The sequence below is a fragment of the Vulcaniibacterium thermophilum genome (assembly GCF_007923255.1).
Lineage (GTDB): Bacteria > Pseudomonadota > Gammaproteobacteria > Xanthomonadales > Xanthomonadaceae > Lysobacter_F > Lysobacter_F thermophilum.
This window is the reverse complement of the sequence record NZ_VOHJ01000019.1, coordinates 29,519-54,822: the sequence shown is the minus strand read 5'-3', so window position 1 is coordinate 54,822 and position 25,304 is coordinate 29,519. Positions and strand designations below refer to the sequence as shown.

20 protein-coding genes and 1 tRNA gene are annotated in these 25,304 nt (G+C 70.4%); 16 read left to right on the top strand and 5 right to left on the bottom strand.

Going from position 1 to position 25,304, the window contains the following annotated elements; translation table 11 throughout:
* Positions 1-118 precede the first annotated feature (118 nt).
* The 12 genes from nth (at position 119) to rnt (ending at position 11,498) form a co-directional block, all read left to right on the top strand.
* Complete coding sequence (gene nth / locus FQY64_RS09280; RefSeq protein ID WP_146473986.1) at positions 119-784, top strand: endonuclease III; 666 nt, start codon at positions 119-121, stop codon at positions 782-784.
* Positions 785-888: 104 nt separating this feature from the next.
* Positions 889-2,115: an OprO/OprP family phosphate-selective porin gene (locus FQY64_RS09275; protein WP_146473985.1), complete on the top strand. Its 1,227-nt coding sequence runs from the start codon at positions 889-891 to the stop codon at positions 2,113-2,115.
* A 291-nt stretch (positions 2,116-2,406) separates the two neighbouring features.
* A complete protein-coding gene (pstS, locus tag FQY64_RS09270) occupies positions 2,407-3,477 on the top strand; it encodes a phosphate ABC transporter substrate-binding protein PstS (protein WP_146473984.1) in 1,071 nt (356 codons plus the stop codon).
* 228 nt (positions 3,478-3,705) lie between these two features.
* On the top strand, positions 3,706-4,791 hold the full coding sequence (gene pstS, locus FQY64_RS09265) for a phosphate ABC transporter substrate-binding protein PstS (protein WP_146473983.1): 1,086 nt from the start codon (positions 3,706-3,708) through the stop codon (positions 4,789-4,791).
* Positions 4,792-4,830: 39 nt separating this feature from the next.
* Complete coding sequence (gene pstC / locus FQY64_RS09260) at positions 4,831-5,790, top strand: phosphate ABC transporter permease subunit PstC (protein ID WP_146473982.1); 960 nt, start codon at positions 4,831-4,833, stop codon at positions 5,788-5,790.
* On the top strand, positions 5,787-6,683 hold the full coding sequence (gene pstA / locus FQY64_RS09255; RefSeq protein WP_146473981.1) for a phosphate ABC transporter permease PstA: 897 nt from the start codon (positions 5,787-5,789) through the stop codon (positions 6,681-6,683). The genes pstC and pstA overlap by 4 nt, the downstream gene beginning before the upstream one ends.
* A gap of 34 nt (positions 6,684-6,717) precedes the next feature.
* On the top strand, positions 6,718-7,530 hold the full coding sequence (pstB, locus tag FQY64_RS09250) for a phosphate ABC transporter ATP-binding protein PstB (RefSeq protein WP_146473980.1): 813 nt from the start codon (positions 6,718-6,720) through the stop codon (positions 7,528-7,530).
* A 134-nt stretch (positions 7,531-7,664) separates the two neighbouring features.
* Positions 7,665-8,363: a phosphate signaling complex protein PhoU gene (phoU, locus tag FQY64_RS09245; RefSeq protein WP_146473979.1), complete on the top strand. Its 699-nt coding sequence runs from the start codon at positions 7,665-7,667 to the stop codon at positions 8,361-8,363.
* A 223-nt stretch (positions 8,364-8,586) separates the two neighbouring features.
* Positions 8,587-9,120, top strand: a complete 534-nt coding sequence (locus FQY64_RS09240; protein WP_146473978.1) for an EF-hand domain-containing protein — start codon at positions 8,587-8,589, stop codon at positions 9,118-9,120.
* Positions 9,107-9,982 carry an HvfB family MNIO-type RiPP peptide maturase gene (locus FQY64_RS09235; RefSeq protein WP_146473977.1) on the top strand — a complete coding sequence of 292 codons (876 nt, stop codon included), beginning with the start codon at positions 9,107-9,109 and terminating at the stop codon, positions 9,980-9,982. Before FQY64_RS09240 ends, FQY64_RS09235 begins: the two co-directional genes overlap by 14 nt.
* Positions 9,975-10,745, top strand: coding sequence for an HvfC family RiPP maturation protein (locus FQY64_RS09230; protein WP_146473976.1), 771 nt, complete (start codon positions 9,975-9,977; stop codon positions 10,743-10,745). The genes FQY64_RS09235 and FQY64_RS09230 overlap by 8 nt, the downstream gene beginning before the upstream one ends.
* Before the next feature lie 90 nt (positions 10,746-10,835).
* Entirely contained in the window at positions 10,836-11,498 is a 663-nt protein-coding gene (gene rnt, locus FQY64_RS09225; RefSeq protein ID WP_146473975.1) for a ribonuclease T, read from the top strand.
* Between the two features lie 102 nt (positions 11,499-11,600).
* On the opposite strand, the gene FQY64_RS09220 is transcribed toward rnt, so the two are convergent.
* From FQY64_RS09220 to rnr, 3 genes are all read right to left on the bottom strand, one after another.
* Positions 11,601-11,861 (bottom strand): CBU_0592 family membrane protein, encoded by a 261-nt coding sequence (locus FQY64_RS09220; RefSeq protein WP_146473974.1) that lies wholly within the window; start codon positions 11,859-11,861, stop codon positions 11,601-11,603.
* Positions 11,858-12,616: a 23S rRNA (guanosine(2251)-2'-O)-methyltransferase RlmB gene (gene rlmB / locus FQY64_RS09215; RefSeq protein ID WP_146473973.1), complete on the bottom strand. Its 759-nt coding sequence runs from the start codon at positions 12,614-12,616 to the stop codon at positions 11,858-11,860. The genes FQY64_RS09220 and rlmB overlap by 4 nt, the downstream gene beginning before the upstream one ends.
* A gap of 397 nt (positions 12,617-13,013) precedes the next feature.
* On the bottom strand, positions 13,014-15,434 hold the full coding sequence (gene rnr / locus FQY64_RS09210) for a ribonuclease R (RefSeq protein ID WP_425476672.1): 2,421 nt from the start codon (positions 15,432-15,434) through the stop codon (positions 13,014-13,016).
* A 156-nt stretch (positions 15,435-15,590) separates the two neighbouring features.
* On the opposite strand from rnr, the gene FQY64_RS09205 reads away from it, so the two are divergent.
* Positions 15,591-19,511 (top strand): PAS domain S-box protein, encoded by a 3,921-nt coding sequence (locus FQY64_RS09205; RefSeq protein WP_146473972.1) that lies wholly within the window; start codon positions 15,591-15,593, stop codon positions 19,509-19,511.
* 172 nt (positions 19,512-19,683) lie between these two features.
* Here FQY64_RS09205 and FQY64_RS09200 read toward each other — a convergent pair.
* Positions 19,684-19,768, bottom strand: a tRNA-Leu gene (locus tag FQY64_RS09200).
* 199 nt (positions 19,769-19,967) lie between these two features.
* Here FQY64_RS09200 and parC point away from each other — a divergent pair.
* From parC to FQY64_RS09185, 3 genes are all read left to right on the top strand, one after another.
* Positions 19,968-22,211: a DNA topoisomerase IV subunit A gene (parC, locus tag FQY64_RS09195; RefSeq protein WP_146473971.1), complete on the top strand. Its 2,244-nt coding sequence runs from the start codon at positions 19,968-19,970 to the stop codon at positions 22,209-22,211.
* A gap of 181 nt (positions 22,212-22,392) precedes the next feature.
* On the top strand, positions 22,393-23,046 hold the full coding sequence (locus tag FQY64_RS09190) for a thiopurine S-methyltransferase (RefSeq protein ID WP_146473970.1): 654 nt from the start codon (positions 22,393-22,395) through the stop codon (positions 23,044-23,046).
* 96 nt (positions 23,047-23,142) lie between these two features.
* Positions 23,143-23,589 carry a hypothetical protein gene (locus tag FQY64_RS09185; protein ID WP_146473969.1) on the top strand — a complete coding sequence of 149 codons (447 nt, stop codon included), beginning with the start codon at positions 23,143-23,145 and terminating at the stop codon, positions 23,587-23,589.
* A gap of 37 nt (positions 23,590-23,626) precedes the next feature.
* Here FQY64_RS09185 and asnB read toward each other — a convergent pair whose 3' ends face one another.
* On the bottom strand, positions 23,627-25,300 hold the full coding sequence (gene asnB, locus FQY64_RS09180) for an asparagine synthase B (RefSeq protein ID WP_146473968.1): 1,674 nt from the start codon (positions 25,298-25,300) through the stop codon (positions 23,627-23,629).
* Positions 25,301-25,304 lie beyond the last annotated feature (4 nt).

Genomic DNA, 25,304 nt, shown 5'->3' with positions numbered 1-25,304 from the left:
GAGCGCTGGCCCGGGCCGGCAGCCGCAAGCCATGACGCCCGCGCGCCCCCGTCGCGGCGCCGCGCAGGCGCCGGCCGCACCGTCGCGTCCGCGCGGGCGGGGCCGCCGTCCGGCGCGGATGCCGGCCGCCGACGTCGAGCGGATGTTCGCGCGGCTGCGCGAGCTGAACCCGCATCCGACCACCGAGCTGGAGTACCGCACACCGTTCGAGCTGCTGGTCGCGGTGGTGCTCTCGGCACAGGCAACCGACGTGGGCGTCAACAAAGCCACGCGCCGCCTGTTTCCGGTCGCCAACACGCCGCAGGCGATCGCCGCGCTCGGCGTCGACGGCCTGAAGCCGTACATCGCCACCATCGGCCTATACAACACCAAGGCGGTCAACGTGATCGCCCTGTGCGAGCAGTTGATCGCCAGGCACGGCGGCGAGGTGCCGCGCACGCGCGAGGAACTCGAGGCGCTGCCGGGCGTGGGACGCAAGACGGCGAACGTGGTGCTCAACACCGCCTTCGGCGAGCCGACGATGGCGGTGGACACGCATATCTTCCGCGTCGCCAACCGCACGGGCCTGGCGCCCGGCCGCAACGTGCGCGAGGTCGAGGACGAACTGCTGCGAGTGGTGCCGCGCGAATACCTGCAGGACGCGCACCACTGGTTGATCCTGCACGGCCGCTACACCTGCAAGGCGCGCGTGCCGGATTGCCCGCATTGCCCGATCCGCGATCTGTGCCGGTATCCGGACAAAACGCCGGGCGAGCCGGCGCCGCCGCCGCTGCGGGATGCCTGAGCCGCCGCGTTGCGCGCGCATGACCGCAATGCGACCGCCTGTCACATTAACGCCATTTTCACCCCCTACCCTGCGCCCGTCTTTCCATGCCTTCAGGGCCCTCCATGAAACCGATGCGTAACCCCCTCTCGCTCGCCCTGCTCGCCCTGCTCGCCGCGCCGGTCGCGCACGCCGAGGTCGCCATCGACGTGATCGCCGGCTCGGAGATTTCGTTCGAGGGCCTGGTGCAGGCCGACTACAACGACTTCGACAGCGACTTCACCAACCTCAACGCCGACGGCCACGACGGCGACGAGGCCGACAACGAGCTGCGCCGCGCCGAGCTGGTGCTGAAGGGCAAGGGCCCGGGCAACGTCGAATGGGTGCTCGGCTACGACGCCAAGGCCGACAAGTGGCTCGACGTCAACGCCAAGTACAAGATCGGCGGCGACAGCAACCATTTCGTGCAGATCGGCCAGTTCAAGCAGCCGAACAGCCTCGAGGAACTGTCCTCGACCAAGAACAACGACTTCATCTCCAAGGCCGCGGTGACCAACACCTTCGGCGTGGCCCGCCGGCTCGGCGTCGCGTACGGCTACGGCAGCGGCGACTGGGGCGTGACCGCCAGCTACTTCGGCCGCGAGCTGACGCGCAACCTCGCGCACGGTTCGGGCTACGGCGTGCGCGGCTACTGGGCGCCGATCAACGAGAGCGGCAGCCTGCTGCACCTGGGCCTGTCCTACGTGGATATGGATACCGACAGCGATACCGCGCGCATCCGCACCCGCCCGCAGGCCGACCTCGCCGGCGCGCGCATCGTCGACAGCGGCAACCTCACCAACGTCGACCGGCAGAAGACGATCGGCGCCGAGGCGATGTGGGTGATGAACGCCTTCAAGGTCCAAGCGGAGTACATGCGCGCGTCGTTCGATCGCTACGACAACGGCAACGTGCGCCAGTCGCGCGATTTCGACGGCGATAGCTGGTACGTCAGCGGCGTGTGGAACGTCACCGGCGAGACCTGGGGCTACAAGGGCGGCGTGCCGACCACGCCGCTGCCCGCCGAGCCGGCCACCGGCATGTGGCAGGTGGGCCTGCGCTACGACAGCATCGACCTCGACGACGGCAGCCTGCTGCCGCCGGCCACGCCGACCGGCGCACCGGTGGTGGACGGCGTGCTCGGCGGCAAGTTCGACGCCTGGACGGTCGGCGTGAACTGGTACTGGCGCTCCAACTTCAAGTTCATGCTGAACTACGTGCGCGTGGACGGCGAGCGCTACCAGAGCAGCGTGCGCCGCGTGCAGTCGGACGATCCGGACATCCTGGAAGCGCGCGTGCAGTTCTACTGGTGAGCATCCCTCTCTGCGGATGACGAACGGGGCGCGGCGCAGGCCGCGCCCTTCTTCGTGGGGTGATTGCCGACGTCCTCGGCCGCGACGGCGCGTAGCGCCGCGACGGTCGTTTGCCCGCGCGTCATCCCGGTGAACTTTCCGCCCGCCATCCCGGCGAATGCCGGGATCCGTTTCGACGGATGCCGGCGTCCATGCCGATCGTGATCGCGGCCGAAGCCGCTTCCACGGGGCGTCGGGCTCGCGTGTCACACGGCTGACACGGCAGCGACGCGCCGCTGTCATCGCACCGTTATGGAATGGCGACGGTCGGGCGTTGTCCCGCCTTCTCTCCAGGAGTCCCTCGTGTTCAAGACGCTCTCCACCCGTCTCGCCGCCGTCGTCGTCGCCGGCGCGTTCGCGTTCACCGCGCACGCGGCGGACGTGACCGGCGCCGGCGCATCGTTCATCTATCCCGTGATGTCGAAGTGGTCCGCCGACTACGCCAAGGCGACCGGCAGGAAGGTCAACTACCAGTCGATCGGCTCCGGCGGCGGCATCGCCCAGATCAAGGCGGGCACGGTCGATTTCGGTTCCTCCGACGCCCCGCTCAAGCCCGAGGAGCTGGCGAAGTTCGGACTCGCCCAGTTCCCGTCCGTGATCGGCGGCGTGGTGCCGGTCATCAACGTTCCCGGCGTGGCGTCCGGCGCGCTGAAGCTGGACGGTCCGCTGCTGGCCGACATCTTCATGGGCAAGGTGACGATGTGGAACGACGCCCGCATCGCCGAACTCAACCGCGGCGTCAGCCTGCCGGCGCTGAAGATCACCGTCGTGCATCGTTCGGATGGCTCGGGCACCACTTTCAACTTCGTCAACTACCTCTCCAAGGTCAGCCCCGAGTGGAAGCAGGGCGTCGGCGAAGGCACCGCGGTGAAGTGGCCGACCGGCATCGGCGGCAAGGGCAACGAAGGCGTCGCCGCCTACGTGAAGCAGATCAAGGGCGGCATCGGCTACGTCGAGCTGTCGTATGCGCTGCAGAACAGGATGGCGTACGCGCGCCTGAAGAACGCCGCCGGCAATTTCGTGCTGCCCTCCGACGAGACGTTCCAGGCCGCGGCCGCCAGCGCCGACTGGGCCAATGCGCGCGACTTCCACCTGGTGATGACCAACGCGCCGGGCGAGAACGCGTGGCCGATCACCGCCACCAACTTCATCCTGATGTACAAGCAGCCGAAGAACGCGCAGCGGGCGAAGGCCGCGAAGGAATTCTTCCGCTGGGTCTACGCCAGCGGCGACGCGCAGGCGAAGGCGCTCGACTACGTGCCGCTGCCGGACTCGCTGGTGAAGCAGATCGAGGCCTACTGGCAGGCGAACATGGCCTACTGAGCCATCGCCCGACGGCTGCGAAGATCGACGGCACGAGGCGGGCCCACGGCCCGCCTCGTGCGTTCGCGCCCTCACCCTGCCCGCTGCCGAACGCGGGCGTCGTTCGTCCGGCCGTGGCGCATCCGGCGCCGGTACTTGCGCATTCCGCGCGCGCCGTAATCCGGCTGTAACAAAACCATCATTTCATAGAGGCATCCGGCCACGCCGGCACTTTCTCGTGGAGCCCCCATGAACATCCGCCTCAGGACCGCCGTCCTCGCCCTCGCCCTTGCCGCCGTCGCCTCCGGCTGCGCCCGGGAGGGCAGCGCGCCATCGACCGCCGGCCAGCCGGCTGCGGGCGATGCCGCCGGCGACCGGGTCGCCGCGACCGTGACCGGCGCGGGCGCGAGCTTCATCTACCCGCTGATCTCGAAGTGGTCGGCCGACTACCACAAGGCCACCGGCCACAAGATCAACTACCAGTCGATCGGCTCCGGTGGCGGCATCGCGCAGATCAAGGCCGGCACCGTGGATTTCGGATCGAGCGACAAGCCGCTGTCGAGCGAGGAGCTCGCGCAGGCGGGTCTGGTGCAGTTCCCCTCGGCGATCGGCGGCGTGGTGCCGGTGGTCAACCTCGACGGGATCGGCGCGGGCCAGTTGCGGCTCACCGGCCCGGTGCTCGCCGACATCTTCCTCGGTCGCATCGCGAGCTGGAACGATCCGGCGATCGCCAAGCTCAATCCGGGCGTGGCGCTGCCCGCCGCCAAGATCACCGTGGTGCGCCGCTCGGACGGCTCCGGCACGACCTTCAACTTCGCGAACTACCTCTCGAAGGTGAGCCCGGAGTGGAAGCAGAAGGTCGGCGAAGGCACCACGATCGACTGGCCCACCGGCGTCGGCGGCAAGGGCAACGAGGGCGTGGCGTCCTACGTGAAGCAGATCAAGGGCGCGATCGGCTACGTCGAACTGGCCTACGCGTTGCAGAACAAGATGTCGTTCACCCGATTGCAGAACGCCGCAGGGGAGTTCGTCACGCCGAGCGCGGAGAGCTTCCAGGCCGCCGCCGCGAGCGCGGACTGGTCGTCGGTGAAGAACTTCGAGCTGGTGATCACCGACGCGCCCGGCGCCAACGCCTGGCCGATCACCGCCACCAATTTCATCCTGATGCATCGCGAGCCGAAGAACCCGGCAGGCCACAAGGCGGCGCTGGACTTCTTCCAGTGGGCGCTGGAGCAGGGGCAGCCGCAGGCGCAGTCGCTCGACTACGTGCCGTTGCCGGCCGGGCTGGTGACGCAGGTGAAGGCCTACTGGGCCGCCGAGCTCGGCCGGAAGTAAGCGCCCGTCCCGCCGATCACGCCTGCCGATCACGACCCGATGAGCGCCGTCGCCCTTCCGGCCAGCCGCCGCGACACCCTCGACGCGCGGCACGATCGCGTCTTCCGCCTGCTGATCGCGGCCACCGCGATCTTCGTGATGTTCGCGCTCGCCGGCGCCGCGCTGTCGATGCTGTGGGGCGGGCGCAGCGTGCTGGCGGCCGAGGGCGTCGGCTTCTTCGTCTCCACCGACTGGAACCCGGTCGAGAACCGTTACGGCGCGCTGGTGCCGATCTACGGCACGATCGTCACCGCGCTGATCGCCATGCTGATCGCGGTGCCGGTGAGTTTCGGCATCGCCTTCTTCCTGACCGAAGTCGCGCCGCGCTGGCTGCGCGGGCCGGTGAGCACCGCGATCGAGCTGCTGGCCGGCATTCCTTCGATCATCTACGGCATGTGGGGCTTCTTCGTGCTCATGCCGGTGATGCGCGAATCGGTCATCCCGTGGCTCAACGAACACGCCGCCGGCTGGCCGCTGGTCGGGCCGCTGTTCCAGGGCCCGCCGATCGGCGCCGGCATGCTCACCTCCGGCATCGTGCTGTCGATCATGGTGATCCCGTTCATCTCGTCGGTGATGCGCGAGGTGTTCCTGACCGTGCCGTCGCGGCTGAAGGAGTCGGCCTACGCGCTCGGCTCGACGCGGTGGGAAGTCACCTGGGACATCGTGCTGCCGTACACCCGCTCGGCGGTGATCGGCGGCATCTTCCTCGGCCTGGGGCGCGCGCTCGGCGAGACCATGGCGGTGGCGTTCGTGATCGGCAACAGCGTGCAGTTCACCCGCTCGCTGCTTGAGCCGAGCACCACCATCGCCGCGCTGATCGCCAACGACTTCGGCGAGGCGACCGAGGAGTACCGCGCGGCGCTGCTCCTGCTGGGCTTCGTGCTGTTCATCGTCACCTTCGTGGTGCTGGCCGCCGCGCGCCTGATGCTGATGAAGCTTTCGAAGAAGGAGGGGCTGTGACGGCCGCCACCGACGCCGCCCACTGGCGCACCGCCGACGCGCTGCATCGCCGGCGCCGGCTGAAGAACGCCGTCGCGGTCGGGCTGGCGTGCCTGGCCGCGCTGTTCGGCCTGGCCTTTCTCGGCTGGATCCTGTGGACGCTGGTGTCCAAGGGCATCGCCGGCATCGACGCCGATCTGTTCGTGCGCGACCAGCCGCCGCCGCTCGAGGAAGGCGGCCTGCGCAACGCCTTCTTCGGCAGCATCGTGATGTGCGCGCTCGGCGTGCTGATCGGCACGCCGCTGGGCATCGCCGCGGGCACCTGGCTCGCCGAGTTCGGCAGTGCGCGCAGGCTCGGCACGGCGATCCGGTTCGTCAACGACATCCTGCTGTCCGCGCCTTCGATCGTGCTCGGGCTGTTCGTGTATGCGATGGTGTCGGCGGTGATCGCCTCGCCGCAGAAGCAGTTCTCGGCGCTGGCCGGCGCGGTGGCGCTTGCCTTCATCGTGCTGCCGGTGGTCGTGCGCACGACCGACGAGATGCTGCGGCTGGTGCCCACGCAGATGCGCGAGGCGGCGCTCTCGCTGGGCGTGCCGCAATGGAAGGTGGTGATGCAGGTGCTGTACCGCTCGGCGCTGCCGGGCATCGTCACCGGCGTGCTGCTCGCGCTGGCGCGCATCTCCGGCGAGACCGCGCCGCTGCTGTTCACCGCGTTCGGCAACGAGTTCTGGACCACCGACGTCACCGGCGCGATGTCGGCGGTGCCGCTGGTCATGTACAAATTCGCCGGCAGCGCGTACGAGAACTGGGAGCGGATCGCCTGGGCCGGGGCGCTCGTGCTGACCCTGTTCGTGCTCGCGGTCAGCCTGCTGGCCCGCGCGATCCTGCTGCGCAACAAGATCACCCATGACTGACCTCGCCCACCCCGCTGCCGTCCGGAATCCGGCCATGAACGACGCCCGCCTCCCTCTCGCCACGCCCGAGCGCGCGCCCGCCGCCGGCGCGGCGCCGGTCAAGATCGCGGCGCGCGGTCTGGACTTCTACTACGACCGGTTCCACGCCCTGAAGTCGATCGACCTCGACATCCCCGAGAAGCGCGTCACCGCGCTGATCGGCCCGTCCGGGTGCGGCAAGTCGACGCTGTTGCGCGTGTTCAACCGCATCTACGCGCTCTATCCGAAGCTGGAAGCGCGCGGTCGGGTGCTGCTGGACGGCGAGAACATCCTCGATCCGAAGTACCCGATGAACCGCCTGCGCAGCAAGGTCGGCATGGTGTTCCAGAAGCCGGTGCCGTTCCCGATGACGATCTACGAGAACATCGCCTACGGCATCCGTCACCACGAGCGCCTGCCGAAGGCGCGCATGGACGAGCGGGTGGAACAGGCGCTGCGCCAGGCCGCGCTGTGGGACGAGGTGAAGGACAAGCTCAGGCAGAGCGCGCTCGGCCTGTCCGGCGGCCAGCAGCAGCGGCTGTGCATCGCCCGCGCGGTGGCGCTGCGGCCCGACGTGCTGCTGCTCGACGAGCCGACCTCGGCGCTCGATCCGATCTCCACCAGCCGCATCGAGCAACTGATCGAGGAGCTGAAGCTCGACTACACGATCGTGATCGTCACCCACAACATGCAGCAGGCCGCGCGCGTGTCCGACTACACCGCGTTCATGTATCTCGGTGATCTGATCGAGCACGGCCCGACCGAGATGATCTTCTCCAGGCCGACCAGGCAGCAGACCGAGGACTACATCACCGGGCGGTTCGGGTGATGAAAGCCGGGAATCGGGAATGGAGAATCGGGAATCGGCACGACGAGCTACAGCGACGTGCCGATCCCGCTCTCACCCCCGCTTCCTACTCGCTGTGAACGACTCCCCATTCCCCATTCCCGATTCCCGCTGCCATGCACGACCACATCGTCAAAAGCTTCGACGAAGAGCAGCGCCGCCTGCTCAACGAAACCCTTCGCATGGGCGAGATGGCGATCGCGCAGCTCGAGGCCGCGCTCGACGTGCTGCAGCGGCGCGACGACAAGGCCGCCGAGCGCATCATCGCCAACGACGAGGCGATCGACGCGCTCGAGCACGAGGTCAGCCACGACGTCATGAAGCTCGCGCTGCGCGGCCCGCTCGCGCGCGACCTGCGCGAGATCCTCGCCGCGATCCGCATCGCATCGGACATCGAGCGCGTCGGCGACTACGCGGCGAACGTCGCCAAGCGCTCGATCGCGCTCAACCTGGCGCCTCCGCTGCCGCAGATCGCCGGGCTGCATGCGCTGGGCATGCTGGCGGCGCAGCAGATGCGCGACGTCATGGCGGCCTACCGCGACAGCGACGTCGAACTGGCGAAACGGGTGCGCGCGCGCGATGCGGAGGTCGATGCGGCCTACACCGGACTGTTCCGCGAGCTGCTGACGTACATGATGGAAGATCCGCGCTCGATCACCGGCTGCACGCACGTCATGTTCATGGCCAAGAACATCGAGCGCATCGGCGACCATGCCACCAACATCGCCGAGAACGTCTGGTTCCTGGTGAAGGGCGACGAGGCGCTGCCGCCGCGCGAGAAGCGCGACGCCACCAGCAGCACCGTCGCGCCCTGAGGCCGCCGGCCGGGTCCGGGCGTCGTTCCGCGACGCACACCGGCAATGTCCGCCGTCCCCGCCCGAAACAGGGACGAACGGCCCATGCGCGCGTGGCCCGCGGGGCGGAAGCTGGACGGGAACCGTCCGGCCGCCGCGGCGTCGAGCGGCCGGCACGCCCACCGGCGCTACACTCGCCGCGTTCACCGTGCCGGGTGCCCCGGCGTCCACCAGGAGAGATCGCATGTCCAAGCAGCATCCCACCCTCGCCCTCGCCGTCGGCGCCGTGCTGGCCGGCGGTCTGAGCCTGTCCGGTTCCGCGTTCGCCATCCACGACCTGGCGCAGGGCTACATGGTCGGCGCCCATGCCGTGGCCGAAGGCAAGTGCGGCGAAGGCAAGTGCGGCGGCAAGGGCGGCCACCACACGCTGGCGCAGGTCGACACCGACAAGGATGGGCGCATCTCGCCGGCCGAGTTCGCGGCGGCGCACGGCGGCGACGGCAGCCGCTTCGCGAAGTACGACACCGACAAGGACGGCTTCATCAGCGCCGCCGAGATGAAGGCCGCGCACGAAGGCAAATGCGGCGAGGGCAAGTGCGGCGAGGGCAAGTGCGGCGAGGGCAAATGCGGCGCCGCCAAGGCCGGCCAGGAGGGCAAGTGCGGTGAAGGCAAGTGCGGCGAAGGCAAATGCGGCGCCGGCAAGGCCGACGGCCAGGCGAAGGACAAGGCCGCGCACGAGGGCAAGTGCGGCGAAGGCAAGTGCGGTGGCGCCGTCTGACAGCGGCACCGTCGAGCCGCGTCCGCTGCGTGCGGACGCGGTCGGGCTCGGGCTGCGGCGCGCCCTGCTGGGCGCGCTGCGGTCGGCGCCGCCGGGCGACTTCGACTTCCTCGAATGCGCGCCCGAGAACTGGATCGGCGTGGGCGGCCGCTACGGCGAGGCGCTCGCCGAACTGAGCGCACGCCATCCGCTGGTCTGCCACGGCCTGTCGCTTTCGCTCGGCGGCACCGCGCCGCTCGACGAGACCTTCCTGATCCGCGTGCGCCGCTTCCTCGATGCGCACCGCGCGCTGCTCTACAGCGAACACCTGAGCTACTGCAGCGACGACGGCCAGCTCTACGACCTGCTGCCGATCCCGTTCACCGAAGAGGCGGTCCATCACGTCGCCGCCCGCATCCGCCGCACGCAGGACATCCTCGGCCGTCGCATCGCGGTGGAGAACGCCTCGTACTACGCCGCGCCGCACCAGCAGATGACCGAGATCGAGTTCATCAACGCGGTCCTTGCGGAAGCCGACTGCGACCTGCTGCTGGACGTCAACAACGTGTACGTCAACGCGATCAACCATCGCTACGACGCGCGCGGGTTCCTTGCCGCCCTGCCCGCCGAGCGCATCGCCTACCTGCACGTCGCCGGCCATTACGACGAGGCCGACGACCTCAAGATCGACACCCACGGCGCGCCGGTGAAGGACGCGGTGTGGGACCTGCTCGGCGAGGTCTACCGCCGCTTCGGCCCGCGCCCGACCCTGCTGGAGCGCGACTTCAACATCCCGCCCTACGCCGCGCTGGCGGACGAGCTGTCCACCGTGCGCCGGGTGATGGGCGCGGCGGTGCCGGAGCTGCGCCGTGCCCATGGCTGACGCGCCCGCGCGCCTGCGGGCGCAGCAGTTCGAGCTGACCCGCCATCTGCGCGATCCCGACGGCGTGCCCGCGCCAGCCGCGCTCGAAGAGCGCCGCGTCGCGGTCTATCGCGATCTGGTGTTCCGCAACGTCGAGGGCCTGCTCGCCGGCAACTTCCCGGTGATCCGTGCGCTGCACGACGACGCGGCCTGGCACGCGCTGGTGCGCGCCTTCCTGCGCGATCACCGCGCGCAGACGCCGTTGTTCACCGAGATCGCGCGCGAGTTCCAGCGGTTCCTCGCACAGCGCGACGACGTCGCCCCGTTCCTCGTCGAGCTTGCGCATTACGAGTGGGTGGAATTGGCGCTGCAGATCGCCGAGGTGGACGAGGCCGACCTGCGCTGCGCGATGCACGACGAGGCGGCGCTGCTGGAGCACGCGCCGGTGCTGTCGCCGCTGGCCTGGCCGCTGGCCTACCGTTGGCCGGTTCACCGCATCGGTCCCGGCTGGCAGCCTGCGACGCCGCCCGCGCAACCGACGCTGCTGATGGCGCGGCGCGAGGCCGACGGCGAGGTGCGCTTCTCCGAACTCACGCCGCTCACCTTCCGGCTGCTGCAGCGCCTTGCGGAAGCGCCCGCACTCGGCGGCCGCGAACACCTGCTGGCGCTGGCCGCGGAAGCCGGCGCGGCGGACGCGGACGCCTTCCTGGCCGAAGGCGCCGCGCTGCTGGGCCAGCTCCTGCGCGCGGGCGTGCTGCTCGGCGCCAATCCGGTCGCCCGCTGAGGACGTGCGCCGCCTCCCGCATCGGGAACAACGGCGCGTGCGTGCGGCGCCGGGCCGGACACCCGCTCTGCTAGGCTTGCGGCGATGGAAATGCCCGCACCGAGCACGCACGCCGCCGCTTCCGTTCCCGCTCCCTCGCCGCTGGCCACGCGCTTCCGCGGCTACCTGCCGGTGGTGGTGGACGTGGAAACCGGCGGCTTCGACTGGAACCGGCATGCGCTGCTGGAGATCGCGGCGGTGCCGATCGACGTCGACGCCGACGGCCGGCTGGTGCCCGGCCCGACCACCAGCACCCATGTGGTGCCCGCGCCGGGCACCGAGATCGATCCGAAGTCGCTGGAAGTCACCGGCATCATCCTCGACCATCCGTTCCGCGACGCCGTGCCCGAGCGCGCCGCGCTGGACCGTGTGTTCGGGCCGGTGCGCGAGGCGATGAAGCGGCATGGATGCCAGCGCGCGATCCTGGTCGGACACAACGCGCACTTCGACCTCAACTTCCTCAACGCCGCGGTCGCGCGCTGCGGCCACAAGCGCAATCCGTTCCATCCGTTCAGCGTGTTCGACACGGTGACGCTGGCGGGCGTGGCCTACGGGCAGACGGTGCTGGGCCGCGCGATGCACGCCGCCGGCCTCGAATGGCGCGGCGAAGAGGCGCATTCGGCGGTCTACGACGCCGAGAAGACGGCGGCGCTGTTCTGCAAGATCGTCAATGCGTGGCCGCGACCGCATGCGGCGGACGGCGGTTCGACGTGAGCCCTCATCCCGCGGAAACGCCTTCGTCATACCGGCGAAGCCGGTATCCATGTCCGGCGACCGAGAAGCAGAATGGGCCCCCGCTTTCGCCGGGGCGACGAGTCACGAGCGCGGCGTGCGGCGCTCGCGGCGCGCCTTGACGATGCCGTAGAGGCTGATCAGCACCCAGGCGCTCTCGATCACGAACGCCGACAGGTTGAACTCGAACATCAGCGACAGCAGCACCAGCGCCGCGCCGATCAGGTTGGCGAGCTGGTAGCCGAGGCCGTGGGCCTGCGCGCGACCGGCCTGCAGGGCGAAGTAGGCCGCAAGGATCAGGCCGACACCGAACAGCCCCAGTGCGTCGTACCAGGTGACGTTCATGCGCCGCGCTGTCGCACCGCTTCGAACAGGGTCACGCCCGCGGCCACCGAGACGTTGAGGCTCTCCACCCCATGCGCGGCGTCCGCGCCGGGCATCGGGATGCGCACCAGCGCGTCGCAGGTCTCCCGCGTGAGCCGGCGCAGCCCTTCGGCCTCGCCGCCCAGCACCAGGGCGACGTTGCCGCGCAGGTCGAGGCCGTAGAACGATTCGGCGGCTTCGCCCGCCAGCCCGTACAGCCAGACGCCGAGCTGCTTGAGGTCGCGCAGCGCGCGCGCGAGGTTGGTGACGGCGATCACCGGCACGCGGTCGGCGGCGCCGGCCGAGGTCTTGCGCACCGTGGCGTTGATCTGCACCGCCTTGTCCTTGGGAATGACGACCGCGGTCGCCCCCGCCGCCGCGGCGCTGCGCAGGCAGGCGCCGAGGTTGTGCGGGTCCTGCACGCCGTCGAGCACCAGGATCAGCGCGCGGCCCTCGGCCGCTTCCACCAGCGCGGGCAGTTCGTGCTCGCCCCAGGTGCGCGCGGCCGCGTAACGCGCGGCAGCGCCCTGGTGACGCAGACCGCCGGCCACGCCGTCGAGCGCCTGCTGCGGCACGCGGCGCACTTCGATGCCGGCACGCCGCGCGGCGCTTTCGATTTCGGCCAGCCGCGGATTCTTCGCGCCCGCCTCGAGCAGCACCTCGCGCACGTGCTCGGCGTCGTTGGCGATCGCGGCGGCGACGGCGTTGATGCCGGCGATCCATTGTTTCTGGGTCATGGGAGAGAGCGTATCGAGGGGGAAGCGATTATCGCCGGGTTGTGGGGTGGAGCTGGGGACGGGGCGGCGGGAACGGGGAACGCCGTACCGAGCGTTGTGGAGTGTGCTGCGCGAGATCCCTGCGCAGCTTCAGCGTCGCCACTTCGCCGGCCCTCACCCCAACCCCTCTCCCGGAGGGAGAGGGGCTTTCAGCTCCTGCCCCTGGTCGCCTGCGCGAGCAAGCGGGCGTGACGGGGTGCGACGCGGAGCGCCGCGGGCGCCAAGGCGCCGCTGCCCCACGCTCGTCGTCCCGGCGAAAGCCGGGACCCAGGTTGAAGGGCGAGAAGCGGACCATGGGCCCCGGCTTTCGCCGGGGCGACGGAGGAGCGCCCTCTCCGCTGGAGGAGGGCTGCCGCGCTCAGCGATACGGCTGCTTGGTCTTGCGCTTGGGCTGCCCGCGCGCGGGCGGTGGCGGCGCGGCGCGCTCTTCGACCAGCCGGAAATCGATCCGGCGGTCCTCCACGCTGGCCTTCAGCACCAGCACGCGCACGCGGTCGCCGAGGCGGAACTCGCGGCCGCGGCGTTCGCCGGTCAGCGTCTTGCGGATCGGATCGAAGTGATAGTAGTCGTTCGGCAACTGGGTGACGTGCACCAGGCCGTTGACCTTCGACTCGGCGAGCTCGACGAACAGCCCGAAGCTGGTGACGCCCGAGATCACGCCTTCGAACTCGCCGCCGACGTGCTGTTCCATCCACGCGGCGCGGTAGCGCTCGTCGACCTCGCGCTCGGCCTCGTCGGCGCGGCGTTCGCGGTCGGAGCACTGCAGCGCGAGCGCGGCCATGTCGTGCGGCGAATAGCGGAAGCGCTCGGGCCGCTCACCGCCAAGCGCATGCTTGATGGCGCGATGCACCAGCAGGTCGGGATAGCGGCGGATCGGCGAAGTGAAGTGCGCGTAGGCTTCCAGCGCCAGGCCGAAGTGGCCGACGTTCTCGGTCGAATACACCGCCAGCGACTGGCTGCGCAGCAGCACCGATTCCAGCAGGGCCGAGTCGGCGCGCTCGCGCACCTTCTGCAGCAACTGGGTGAAATCGCGCGGCTCGACCTGCGGCCACGGCGGCATGCGCAGTTTGAACTCCTTGAGGAACTCGAGCAGATCGGCGTACTTGTCCTCCGGCGGACGTTCGTGGATGCGGTAAGGCGCCGGCACTTCGTGCGCGAGCAGGAACTTCGCCGCCTCCACGTTGGCGGCGATCATGCATTCCTCGATCAGCTTGTGCGCGTCGTTGCGCACCAGCATGCCGGCCTGCACCACCTCGCCCTTCGGGCCGAGCACGAAGCGCACCTCGCTGGTCTCGAACTCGATCGCGCCGCGGCGCTGGCGCGCCTTCGCCAGCACCTCGTAGAGCCGGTGCAGGTTGCGGATCTGCGGCAGCAGCGGGCCGATCGCCGCGCGCGCCTGCGCCCGCGCCTCGTCGGTGACGTCCTCGCCGATCGCGTTCCAGACCTGGGTGTAGGTCAGACGCGCGTGCGAGTGCATCACCGCCTCGTAGAACTTCGAGCCGCGCACGTTGCCGCTGCGGTCGATCTGCATGTCGCAGACGAAGCACAGGCGGTCGACCTTGGGCTTGAGCGAGCAGATGCCGTTGGAGAGCGTCTCCGGCAGCATCGGCACGACGAAGCCGGGGAAGTACACCGAGGTCGCGCGCCGCTGCGCCTCGTCGTCGAGCGCGCTGCCCGGCCGCACGTAATGCGAGACGTCGGCGATCGCCACCACCAGACGGAACCCGTTGCGGTTCGGCTCGCAATAGACGGCGTCGTCGAAATCCTTGGCGTCCTCGCCGTCGATCGTGACCAGCGGCAGCTCGCGCAGGTCCACGCGGCTGGCGGCGACGTCGGGCTCGACCTCGACCGGGATCGCCGCCGCCTCGCGCAGCACCGCGTCGGGGAATTCGTGCGGCAGCTCGTGGCCGTGGATCGCCGCCTGCACCACCAGCGAGGGCGTGAGGCGGTCGCCCAGCACCGTCAGCACGCGCCCGATCGGCGGACGGCGGGTGTCCGGCGCCTGGGTGATCTCGCACACCACGAGCTGGCCGTGCTCGGCCTCGCCGCGCGCGTTCGGCGGAATCAGCACGTTGCGCTGGATGCGGCGGTCGTCGGGGCAAACGTAGCCGATGCCGGCCTCGATGACGTAGCGGCCGATCAGCCGGTTGAGGCGGCGCTCCAGCACCTCGACGATCGCGCCCTCGCGGCGGCCGCGCCGGTCCAGGCCGGTGACGCTGGCCAGCACGCGGTCGCCGTGCATCGCCTTGCGCATCTCGTACGGCGGCAGGAACAGGTCCTCGCCGCCCCCGTCCGGCTTGAGAAAACCGAACCCTTCCGGATTGGCGACCACGACGCCCGGAATCAGATCCAGCCGCCGCGCCGGCGCGAACGCGCCCTTGCGGTTCTGCAGCAACTGGCCGTCGCGCAGCATCGCCGCCAGCCGCTTGCCGAGCGCCTCGAAGCGGTCGGGCGCGCCGAGATCGAGCGCGCTGGCGATCGCCTCGGCCGGCATCGGGCCGTCGGCGTCCTCGAGCAGTTGCAGGATCGCTTCGCGGCTGGGGATCGGGTTCTCGTACCGCAGCGCCTCGCGCTCGGCGAACGGATCCTGGACGCCGGCACGTGCGCGCGCGCCGGACGCGCTGCGGCGCGGTTCGCGCGCCGGCGGCTCGGGCATCCACGGGGGACGACGGGCGGCGCCGGAAGCGCGGCCGCGCCGGGCGCCGCTTTCGGCGCCGGTGTTCTTCGGGGTGCGGGGGGAGCGGCCGTCGCCGCGCTTGTCTGTGGTCTTCTTCCTCATGGCCGCCATCCTCGCACAGCGGCATCGACCCGGCGTCGTGGCCGGCTTGATGGCCTCTTCACGGGGCTACCATGAAAGCTTCAACGTCTCGCCACCGCGCCGCGCGCAAGCGGGCAGGGCGACGGAAGGTTTCCGTATCGGCAAGGGGGCATCGCGGTGGGCGACTACGAGGCGCAGCGGGCGGCGGGCGGCGGGGCCGACCTCCACGTCCTGCTGGACAGCGTCTCCGACGGCTTCTACGCGCTCGACGCCGACTGGCGCTTCACCGTCTTCAACGCCAGCGCCGAGCGCTTCTTCGGTCGCCGCCGCGAGGACGTGATCGGCCAGCGATTGCTGGACGCGTTCCCGGAAGCGCGCGGCAGCATGTTCGAATGCGCCTACCGCCGCGTCCTCCGCGACCGCGTGCCGATCTCCTTCGAGACCCGCTCGATGGCGCGGCCCGAACGCTTCGTGGAGATGCGCGCCGCGCCGCTGCCCGACGGCGGCATCGCGGTCGCGTTCTCCGACATCACCGAGCGCCGCAGCGCGGCGGAGCGGCTGCGCGCCAGCGAGGAGCAGCTTCGCCTGATGGCGGACAACACGCTCGCGCTGATGTGGATCTCCGATGCCGAGGGCCGGGTGGAATTCGCCAACTGGCGCTATCAGCGGCTGTTCGGCGGCGTCGGCACGCTGTTCGAGGCGCGCTGGCGCGAGGTGGGGCGCCCGGAGGATCTGCAGTGCCTCACCCAGTGCAGCGAGCGCGCGCGGCGCGACCGGCAGCCGTTGCGGATCGAGTTCCGCGTACGCACCGACGGGGGCGAGCGCTGGCTCCGCTGCGAGGCGCTTCCCCGCCACGACGCGCAGGGGATGTTCGCCGGCTTCGTCGGCATCGGGCTGGACCTCACCGAATCGAAGCGGCACGAACAGGCGCTCGCGGACGCCACGCGCCGGCTGGACGCCATCCTCAACAACACGACGATGGCGATCTTCCAGATGGACGAACGCCAGCAGTGCGTCTACATGAACCAGGCCGCGGAGACGCTCACCGGCTACAGCCTGGAGGAGACGCGCGGACGCCCGCTGCACGACGTCGTGCACCACACCCGCCCCGACGGCCGCCCCTACCCGCTGGCGGAATGCCCGATCGACCGCGCCTTCCCCGAGCGCGCGCAGATGCAGGGCGAGGAAGTGTTCGTGCATCGCGACGGCAGCTTCTACCCGGTCGCGTTCACCGCATCGCCGATCCTGGTGGATGGCCAGCCGCAAGGCACCATCATCGAGGTCCGCAACATCGCCGGAGAGAAGGCGCGCGAGCGCCAACTGCACGAAACCCTCGAGCGCCTGAGCCTGGTGCTGCGCGCCACCCAGGACACGGTGTGGGACTGGGACCTCGTGCACGACCACATCCTCTGGAACGAATCGCTGCTGACCGCGTTCGGGCACGATCCGGCGCACGTGCCGCCGGGCGTGGAATGGTGGTCCGAGCAGTTGCATCCGGAGGACCGCGACGCCGTGAACCAGTCGCTGTTCGCGGTGATCGAGGGCGGCGGTTCGCACTGGTCGGCCGAGTACCGCTTCCGCCGCGGCGACGGCACCTGGGCGGACGTGCTCGACCGCGGCTACGTGCTGCGCGACGAGAGCGGCCGCGGCGTGCGCATGATCGGCGCCATGCTCGACCTGAGCCAGCGCAAGGCCGCCGAGCAGGCGCTGGCCGAAAGCCGCGCCTGGCTGCGCAAGCTGATCGACGCCGCCGACGAAGGCTTCTACGCGATCGACGAGGACGGTCGCACCACGCTGTGCAACGCCGCCTTCCTGCGCATGCTCGGTTTCGACGACGAACAGCAGGTGATCGGCCGCCACCTGCATTACCTCATCCACCACACGCACGCCGACGGCACGCCATACCACCATCGCGACTGTCCGATCTCGCGCTGCGCGGTGGATGGCACGCCGGCGCACGTGATCGGGGAACTCTTCCACACCCGCGACGGCCGCGCCTTTCCGGTCGAATATCGCGCCAGCCCGATCGTGATCGACGGCCATGTGCGCGGCGCCATCTGCACCTTCGTCGACATCACCGACCGCCTGCGCGCCGAAAGCGCGCTGCGCGAGAGCGAGGCGCGCTTCCGCAACATGGCCGACCACGCGCCGGTGATGATGTGGCTCACCGATGCGGACGGACGCTGCACCTACCTCAACCGGCAGTGGTACCGCTTCACCGGCCAGTCCGGCGGCGAGGGCCACGGGCTCGGCTGGCTGGATGCGGTGCATCCGGACGACCGCGGCGAGGCCGAACGCCACTTCCTCGACGCCAACCGGCAGCAGCGCGGCTTCCGCGTCGAGTACCGCCTGCGCCGCGCCGACGGCCGCTACCGCTGGGTGATCGACAGCGCCGCGCCGCGCTTCGGCGACGACGGCCGCTTCCTCGGCTTCATCGGCTCGGTGATCGACATCGACGAGCGGCGCGAGATCGAAATGCGGCTGCGCGATTCGGAAGCGCGGCTGCGCCTGGCCACCGAAGCGGCCGCGATCGGCACCTGGGACTACAACCCGCTGACCGGCGAACTGGTCTGGGACGCCCGCGCCAAGACGCTGTACGGCCTGCCGCCCGAGGCCGCGGTCGATTACGACCTGTTCCTGCGCAGCCTGCATCCGGACGACCGCGAGCGCGTCGACGCATTGGTGAAGCGCACGCTCGGCGCGGGCGACGACGAGGGTTTCGACGTCGAGTATCGCGTCGTCGGTTTGCAGGACGGCCGGCAGCGGTGGGTCGCGGCCAAGGGCCGGGCGATCGCCGAGGGCGATGGCGAGCGGCGGCGCGCGGTGCGCTTCGTCGGCGTGGTCGCCGACATCACCGAGCGCAAACGCTACGAGCAGGAGCTGCGCGAGCTCAACGAGACGCTGGAGCAGCGGGTGCAGCAGGAAGTGGCGGTGCGCGCGCGGACCGAGGAGGCGCTGCGCCAGAGCCAGAAACTGGAGGCGATCGGCCAGCTCACCGGCGGCGTCGCGCACGACTTCAACAACCTGCTGACCGTGATCCGCTCATCGCTGTACCTGCTGCGCCAGCACGATCTGGCGCCGGAGCGGCGCGCGCGCTACCTCGACGCGATCCGCGAGACCGTCGACCGCGCGGCCAAGCTCACCAGCCAACTGCTCGCCTTCGCCCGCCGCCAGCCGCTGCAGCCGGAGGTGTTCGACGCCGGCGAGCGGGTACGCAGCTCGCTCGATCTGCTCCAGGCGACGGTCGGCTCGCGCGTGGTGCTCGACGTCCAGGTGGCCGAGGACACCTGCTGCGTCGAAGCCGATCCCAACCAGTTCGACACCGCGCTGCTGAACCTTGCGGTCAACGCGCGCGATGCGATGGACGGCAAGGGCACCCTGCGCATCCAGGTGGAGCCGGTCGACCTGCTGCCGGGTGCGGATGGGCCGCGCCGCGGGCCGTTCGTCGCCGTGCGCGTCGCCGACACCGGCTGCGGCATCCCCGAGGCCGTGCTGCCGCGCATCTTCGAACCGTTCTACACCACCAAGGAGGTCGGCCGCGGCACCGGGCTGGGCCTCAGCCAGGTCTACGGCTTCGTCAAACAGTCCGGCGGCGAGGTCGTGGTGGAAAGCCGCCTCGGCGATGGGAGCGCGTTCACCCTGTACCTGCCGAAGTCGGAACGCGACGCGCGCGAGCCGACGCCCGAGGCCGGCACCGCGCGCATCGCCGGAAGCGCGCAGCCGGGCCGCGTCCTGCTGGTGGAGGACAACCGCCAGGTCGGCGAGTCGATCAGCCACGTGCTGGAAGACCTCGGCTGCGAGGTCGAATGGCTCGAGTGCCCGCTGGCCGCGCTCGAGCGCCTGGCCGCCGACGCGGCGTTCGACGTGGTGCTGTCCGACATCGTCATGCCCGGCCGCATGGACGGACTGGAGTTCGCGCGCGAGGTCGAGCGGCGCCACCCCGAGCTGGCGGTGGTGCTGGCCACGGGCTACAGCCACACCCTCGCCGCCGGCGGCGAGCTGCGCTGGCCGCTGCTGCGCAAGCCGTTCACCGTCGAGGAGCTGTCGCAGGTGCTGGGCCGCGTGATGCGGCAGCGGCGCGCCGGGCATGCGCCCTGAGGCCCGATCCCGCCCGATCAGACGGTAGCCCGGGCCGCCAGGACGGCGCCCGCCTTTACCGACCTGAAGAACCCTGCCGCGGGTTGAAAGGACGCAGGGGGCTCCGGAAACAAGAAACCCGCGCCATGCGCGGGTTTCCGGGAGCGCTCCGTCACGGAGCGCGTCTGAATCGTGGTGCCCAGGAGAGGACTCGAACCTCCACGGTTTTACCCGCTAGTACCTGAAACTAGTGCGTCTACCAATTCCGCCACCTGGGCCTGGTTGCGGCCGCACCGCGAGCGGTGCGAGGGCGCGCATGATGCGGTGCGGCGGCGGCGTTGTCAACGCCGTCGCGGCGGTGCCGGTCAGGTTCCCGTGCGGGCGGCCCGGCCGTGCGCAGGGCCGCCGATCCGGCACGGCACCTGGCGCGAAGCGGCCGATAGAATCGCCGGCTCCGCCGTCTTCCGGGCCTTTGGCATGACCGAATCCGTTCGCCCCGCCTTCCACGGCTTCGAGCAGATCCCGCTGCGCGAGTACGCCGAGCGCGCGTATCTGGACTACTCGATGTACGTGGTGCTCGACCGCGCGCTGCCGTTCCTCGGCGACGGCCTCAAGCCGGTGCAGCGGCGGATCATCTACTCGATGAGCGAGCTGGGGCTGAATGCGGCGGCCAAGCCGAAGAAGGCCGCGCGCACGGTCGGCGACGTGATCGGCAAATACCACCCGCACGGCGACTCGGCCTGCTACGAGGCGCTGGTGCTGATGGCGCAGCCGTTCTCCTACCGCTATCCGCTGATCGAGGGCCAGGGCAATTTCGGCTCGCCGGACGATCCGAAGTCGTTCGCGGCGATGCGCTACACCGAGGCCAAGCTGACGCCGATCGCCGAGGTGCTGCTCGGCGAGCTCGGCCAGGGCACGGTCGACTGGACGCCCAACTTCGACGGCACACTCGAGGAGCCGAGCTGGCTGCCCGCGCGCCTGCCGCACCTGCTGCTCAACGGCACCACCGGCATCGCGGTCGGCATGGCGACCGACATCCCGCCGCACAACCTCAACGAGGTCGTGAGCGCCTGCGTGCGCCTGCTCGACGACCCCGACGCCACCGTGCGCGACCTGTGCGAGCACATCCGCGGCCCGGACTTCCCGACCACCGCCGAGATCATCACCCCCGCGCACGAGCTGGTGGAGATGTACGAGACCGGCACCGGCAGCGTGCGCTGCCGCGCCACCTGGACGAAGGAGCACGGCAACCTGGTGGTGACCGCGCTGCCCTACCAGGTCTCGCCGAGCAAGGTGATCGAGCAGATCGCGCAGCAGATGCGCGCCAAGAAGCTGCCGTGGCTGGAGGACATCCGCGACGAATCCGACCACGCCAATCCGATCCGCATCGTGCTGGTGCCGCGCAGCAGCCGCGTCGATGCCGAGCAACTGATGGGCCACCTGTTCGCCACCACCGATCTGGAACGCAGCTACCGCATCAACTTCAACGTGATCGGCCTGGACGGCCGGCCGCAGGTGAAGCCGCTCAAGGCGCTGCTGTCGGAGTGGCTGACGTTCCGGCTGGACACCGTCACGCGCCGGCTCAAGCACCGGCAGGAAAAGGTCGAGCGCCGTCTGCATCTGCTGGAAGGCCTGCTGATCGCGTATCTGAACCTCGATGAGGTGATTCGCATCATCCGCGCCGAGGACGAGCCCAGGCCGGTGCTGATGGCGCGCTTCGCCCTCAGCGAGGACCAGGCCGACTACATCCTCGAGACCAAGCTGCGCCAGCTCGCGCGCCTGGAGGAGATGAAGATCCGCGGCGAGGAGGCCGAGCTCAAGGCCGAGCACGAGAAGATCACCGCCATCCTCGCCAGCCGCGCCAAGCTGAAGAAGCTGGTGAAGGACGAACTGCTGGCGGATGCGAAGAAGTTCGGCGATGCGCGCCGCTCGCCGCTGGTGGCGCGCGAGGCGGCGCAGGCGCTGTCGGAGACCGAACTGGTCGCCAGCGAACCGATGACCGTCGTGCTGAGCGAGAAGGGCTGGGTACGCGCGGCCAAGGGCCACGACGTCGATGCCGCCGCGCTCAACTATCGCGAGGGCGATGCGCTGCTGGCGGCGGTGCGCACGCGCAGCACGCACCAGGTGGCCTTCCTCGATTCCACCGGGCGCGCGTACTCGACGTTCGTGCACACCCTGCCGTCCGCGCGCGGCAACGGCGAACCGCTCACCGGCCGCTTCACCCCGGCCGCGGGCGCGTCGTTCCAGGCCCTGGCCAGCGGCGAGGGCGAGCAGCGTTTCGTGCTGGCGAGCTCGCACGGCTACGGCTTCGTCACCCGCTTCGAGAACCTGCTCGGCCGCCAGAAGGCCGGCAAGGCGATGCTCTCGCTCACGCCCGGCGCGCGCGTGCTGCAGCCGGCGCCGGTGGGCGACCTCGAACAGGACCGCCTCGCGGTGGTGACGAACGTCGGCCACCTGCTGGTGTTCCCGGTGAGCGAACTGCCGGAGCTCGACAAGGGCAAGGGCAACAAGCTGATCGAGATCCCGAAGGCCAAGCTCGGCACCGAGCGCGTGGTCGCGGTCGCCGCGGTCGCGCCCGGCGGCGCGCTGGTGGTGAAGTCCGGCAGCCGCACGATGACGCTGGCGTGGAAGGACCTGGACGCCTACCTCGGCACCCGCGCCACCCGCGGCGGGCTGCTGCCGCGCGGGTGGCAGAAGGTCGAGGGGCTCGGCACCGAATGATGGCGGCCGCACCGGCAGCGCGAAGCGAGGGCCGGTCGTAGCCCGGATAAGGCCACAGGCCGCGTCCGGGGTGCGCAGTCCCCCGGGTGCGCTTCGCTTACCCGGGCTACGTGTTGGGTGTCGGACCTCGTCGCCATCGTCCCTCCGTCCACCGCCTCATCCGCCACGAGGAAAGCGCCGCATGCAACCCGACTACTGGCTGCAACGCTGGCAGCAGAAGCAGATCGGCTTCCACCAGGACAGGCCGACGCCGCTGATGCTCAAGCACTGGCCCGCGCTCGGCCTCGCCCCGGGCGCGCGCGTGTTCGTGCCGCTGGCGGGCAAGTCGCTGGACATGCTGTGGCTGGCGAGCCAGGGCTACCGGGTGCTCGGCGTGGAGCTGTCGCGGGCCGCGGTCGAGGAGTTCTTCGACGAGAACGGGCTGCGCTGCAGCGTCGCCGCCTCGCGCTATGGCCACCACTACCGGAGCGATCGCGTCGAGCTGATCTGCGGCGACGCGTTCGCGCTCGACGAGGCCGCCCTGCACGATTGCGCCGCCGTGTTCGACCGCGCCGCGCTGATCGCGCTGCCGCCGGACATGCGCCGGCGCTACGTGCACGAGCTGTACGCGCGCCTGCCCGCCGGCTGCGCCGGCCTGCTGATCACGCTCGAATACCCGCCGCACGAGAAGCAGGGTCCGCCGTTCACCGTGCCGGAAGCGGAAGTGCGCGCCCTGTACGGCCGCGACTGGGCGGTCGAGGTGCTCGAGCGTCGCGCGATCCTCGACCAGCAGCCGAAGTTCGTCGAGGAAGGGGTGACCGCGCTCGACACCGTGGTGTATCGCCTGCGCCGCTGACCGCGCGCGGCGCGGCGGCCCGCACCCGCAGCGCTGCCCCCGCCGTCACGCGCCAGCCGGCACGATGGCGTGCCGACGTGCGGACCCCGAACGATCGTGCGCATCCTCGTGCTGACCGCGCTGCTGTTGCCCGCTGCCGTCTGGGCGCAAGACGCGCCGATTCCGGGCGGCGAGCTGTCCCTCGCCGGCGTCGCCGTCGGCGACCCGCCCGGGCGGGTGCGCGCGCTGCTGGGCGAGCCTCATCGCGTCATCGACGATCCCGCCCGCCTCGCGCTGCGTTACGAGTACCCGGAGCTCACGGTGAGCTTCAGCGAAAACGAGGTCTCCGCCCTGCACGCGACCGGCCCGCGCGCCTGCACGCCGCGACGGCTCTGCCCCGGCGACCCGCTCGACCGCATGCGAACGCTCTACGGCGAGCCGCGGATCGCCGATCGCGCCGGCGGCCGCGTTTATGAGTACTACGGTTCCGAGGTGTACTGCTGGCTGCGGATCGCGGCAGCCGGCGACACCGTCGCCTCGATCGCGGTGGACTGCCAGCCGTAGCGCGGCGCGTGCGTGCCTGCATACGCACGGCGACCGCTCACGCCGCGGCGTGGTGCACATCCTTCACCGCGCGTCCGGACGGATCCGCCTGCTGCGCGAACGCGGCATCCCACGCGATCGCGGCCGGCGACGAGCAGGCGATCGATTTGCCGCCCGGCACCGTGCGCGCGCAGGCGTCGCCGGGATAGAAGCGCTCGAAGATCGCGCGATACAGATACGCCTCCTTGGTCTGCGGCGGGTTGATCGGGAAGCGCTCGGCGGCCTGCGCGAACTCCGCATCGCTGACGACGCGCTCGGCGTGCGCCTTCAGGCCGTCGATCCAGCCGTAGCCGACGCCATCGCTGAACTGCTCCTTCTGGCGCCACAGGATGGCGTCGGGCAGCGCGCCGGCGAACGCCTCGCGCAGCACCGCCTTCTCGATGCGGCCCGGGCGCACCATCTTGTGGGCCGCGTCCATGCGCATGGCGACATCGAGGAATTCGAGATCGAGGAACGGCACGCGCGCTTCCACGCCCCAGGCCATCATCGCCTTGTTGGCGCGCAGGCAGTCGTACTGATGCAGGGCGTCGAGCTTGCGCACGGTCTCGGCGTGGAACTCTTCCGCGCTCGGTGCCTTGTGGAAGTAGAGGTAGCCGCCGAAGATCTCGTCGCTGCCCTCGCCCGACAGCACCATCTTCACGCCCATCGCGCGGATTCGCCGCGCCAGCAGGAACATCGGCGTGGATGCGCGCACGGTGGTGACGTCGTAGCTCTCGATGTGGCGGATGACCTCCGGCAGCGCGTCGATGCCCTCCTCCAGCGTGAAGCGGAAGCCGTGGTGCACGGTGCCGAGCGCGTCGGCGACGGTCTGCGCGGCGGCGAGGTCAGGCGAGCCTTCCAGACCGATGGCGAAGGAATGCAAGCGCGGCCACCAGGCCTCGCTGCGGTCGTCGTCCTCGATCCGCTGGCGGGCGAAGCGCGCGGCGCAGGCGGCGACCAGCGAGGAATCGAGCCCGCCGGAGAGCAGCACGCCGTACGGAACGTCGCTCATGAGCTGCCGATGCACCGCGGCCTCGAACGCCGCGCGCAGCTCGTCCGCGGGAACCTCCACGCCGCGCGTGGCCGCATAGTCGCGCCACGCCCGGTGGTAGTAGCGCACCGGCTCGCCGCGTTCGCTGTCGTACACATGGCCGGGCGGGAACGGCGCCACGTCGTCGCAGACGCGCGCGATCGCCTTCATCTCCGAAGCCACCCACAGCCGGCCGTCGGCGTCGTGACCCCAGTACAGCGGGCACACGCCGAGCGGATCGCGCGCGATCAGCACGTGCCCGCGCCCGGCATCCCACAGCGCGAACGCGAAGATGCCGTTGAGGCGGGGCAGCCAATCGACCGGATCGCCACCGCCGCGGTACGCGGCGTTGATCACTTCGCAATCGGACCCGGACTGGAAGGCGTAGTCGTGCCATTCCGTGCGCAGTGCGCGGTGGTTGTAGATCTCGCCGTTGACCGCCAGCACCAGGGCGCCGTCGGCCGACTTCAGCGGTTGCGCGCCGCCTTCCGGATCGACGATGGCCAGCCGCTCGTGCACCAGCAGCGCGCGCGGTTCGGCATGCACGCCGGACCAGTCGGGACCGCGATGGCGCTGACGCGCGGACAGCGCCAGCGCGAGCGGGCGCAAACCGCGCAGGTCGGCGCCGGAACGAAGGTCGAACACTCCGAGGATCGAACACATGGGC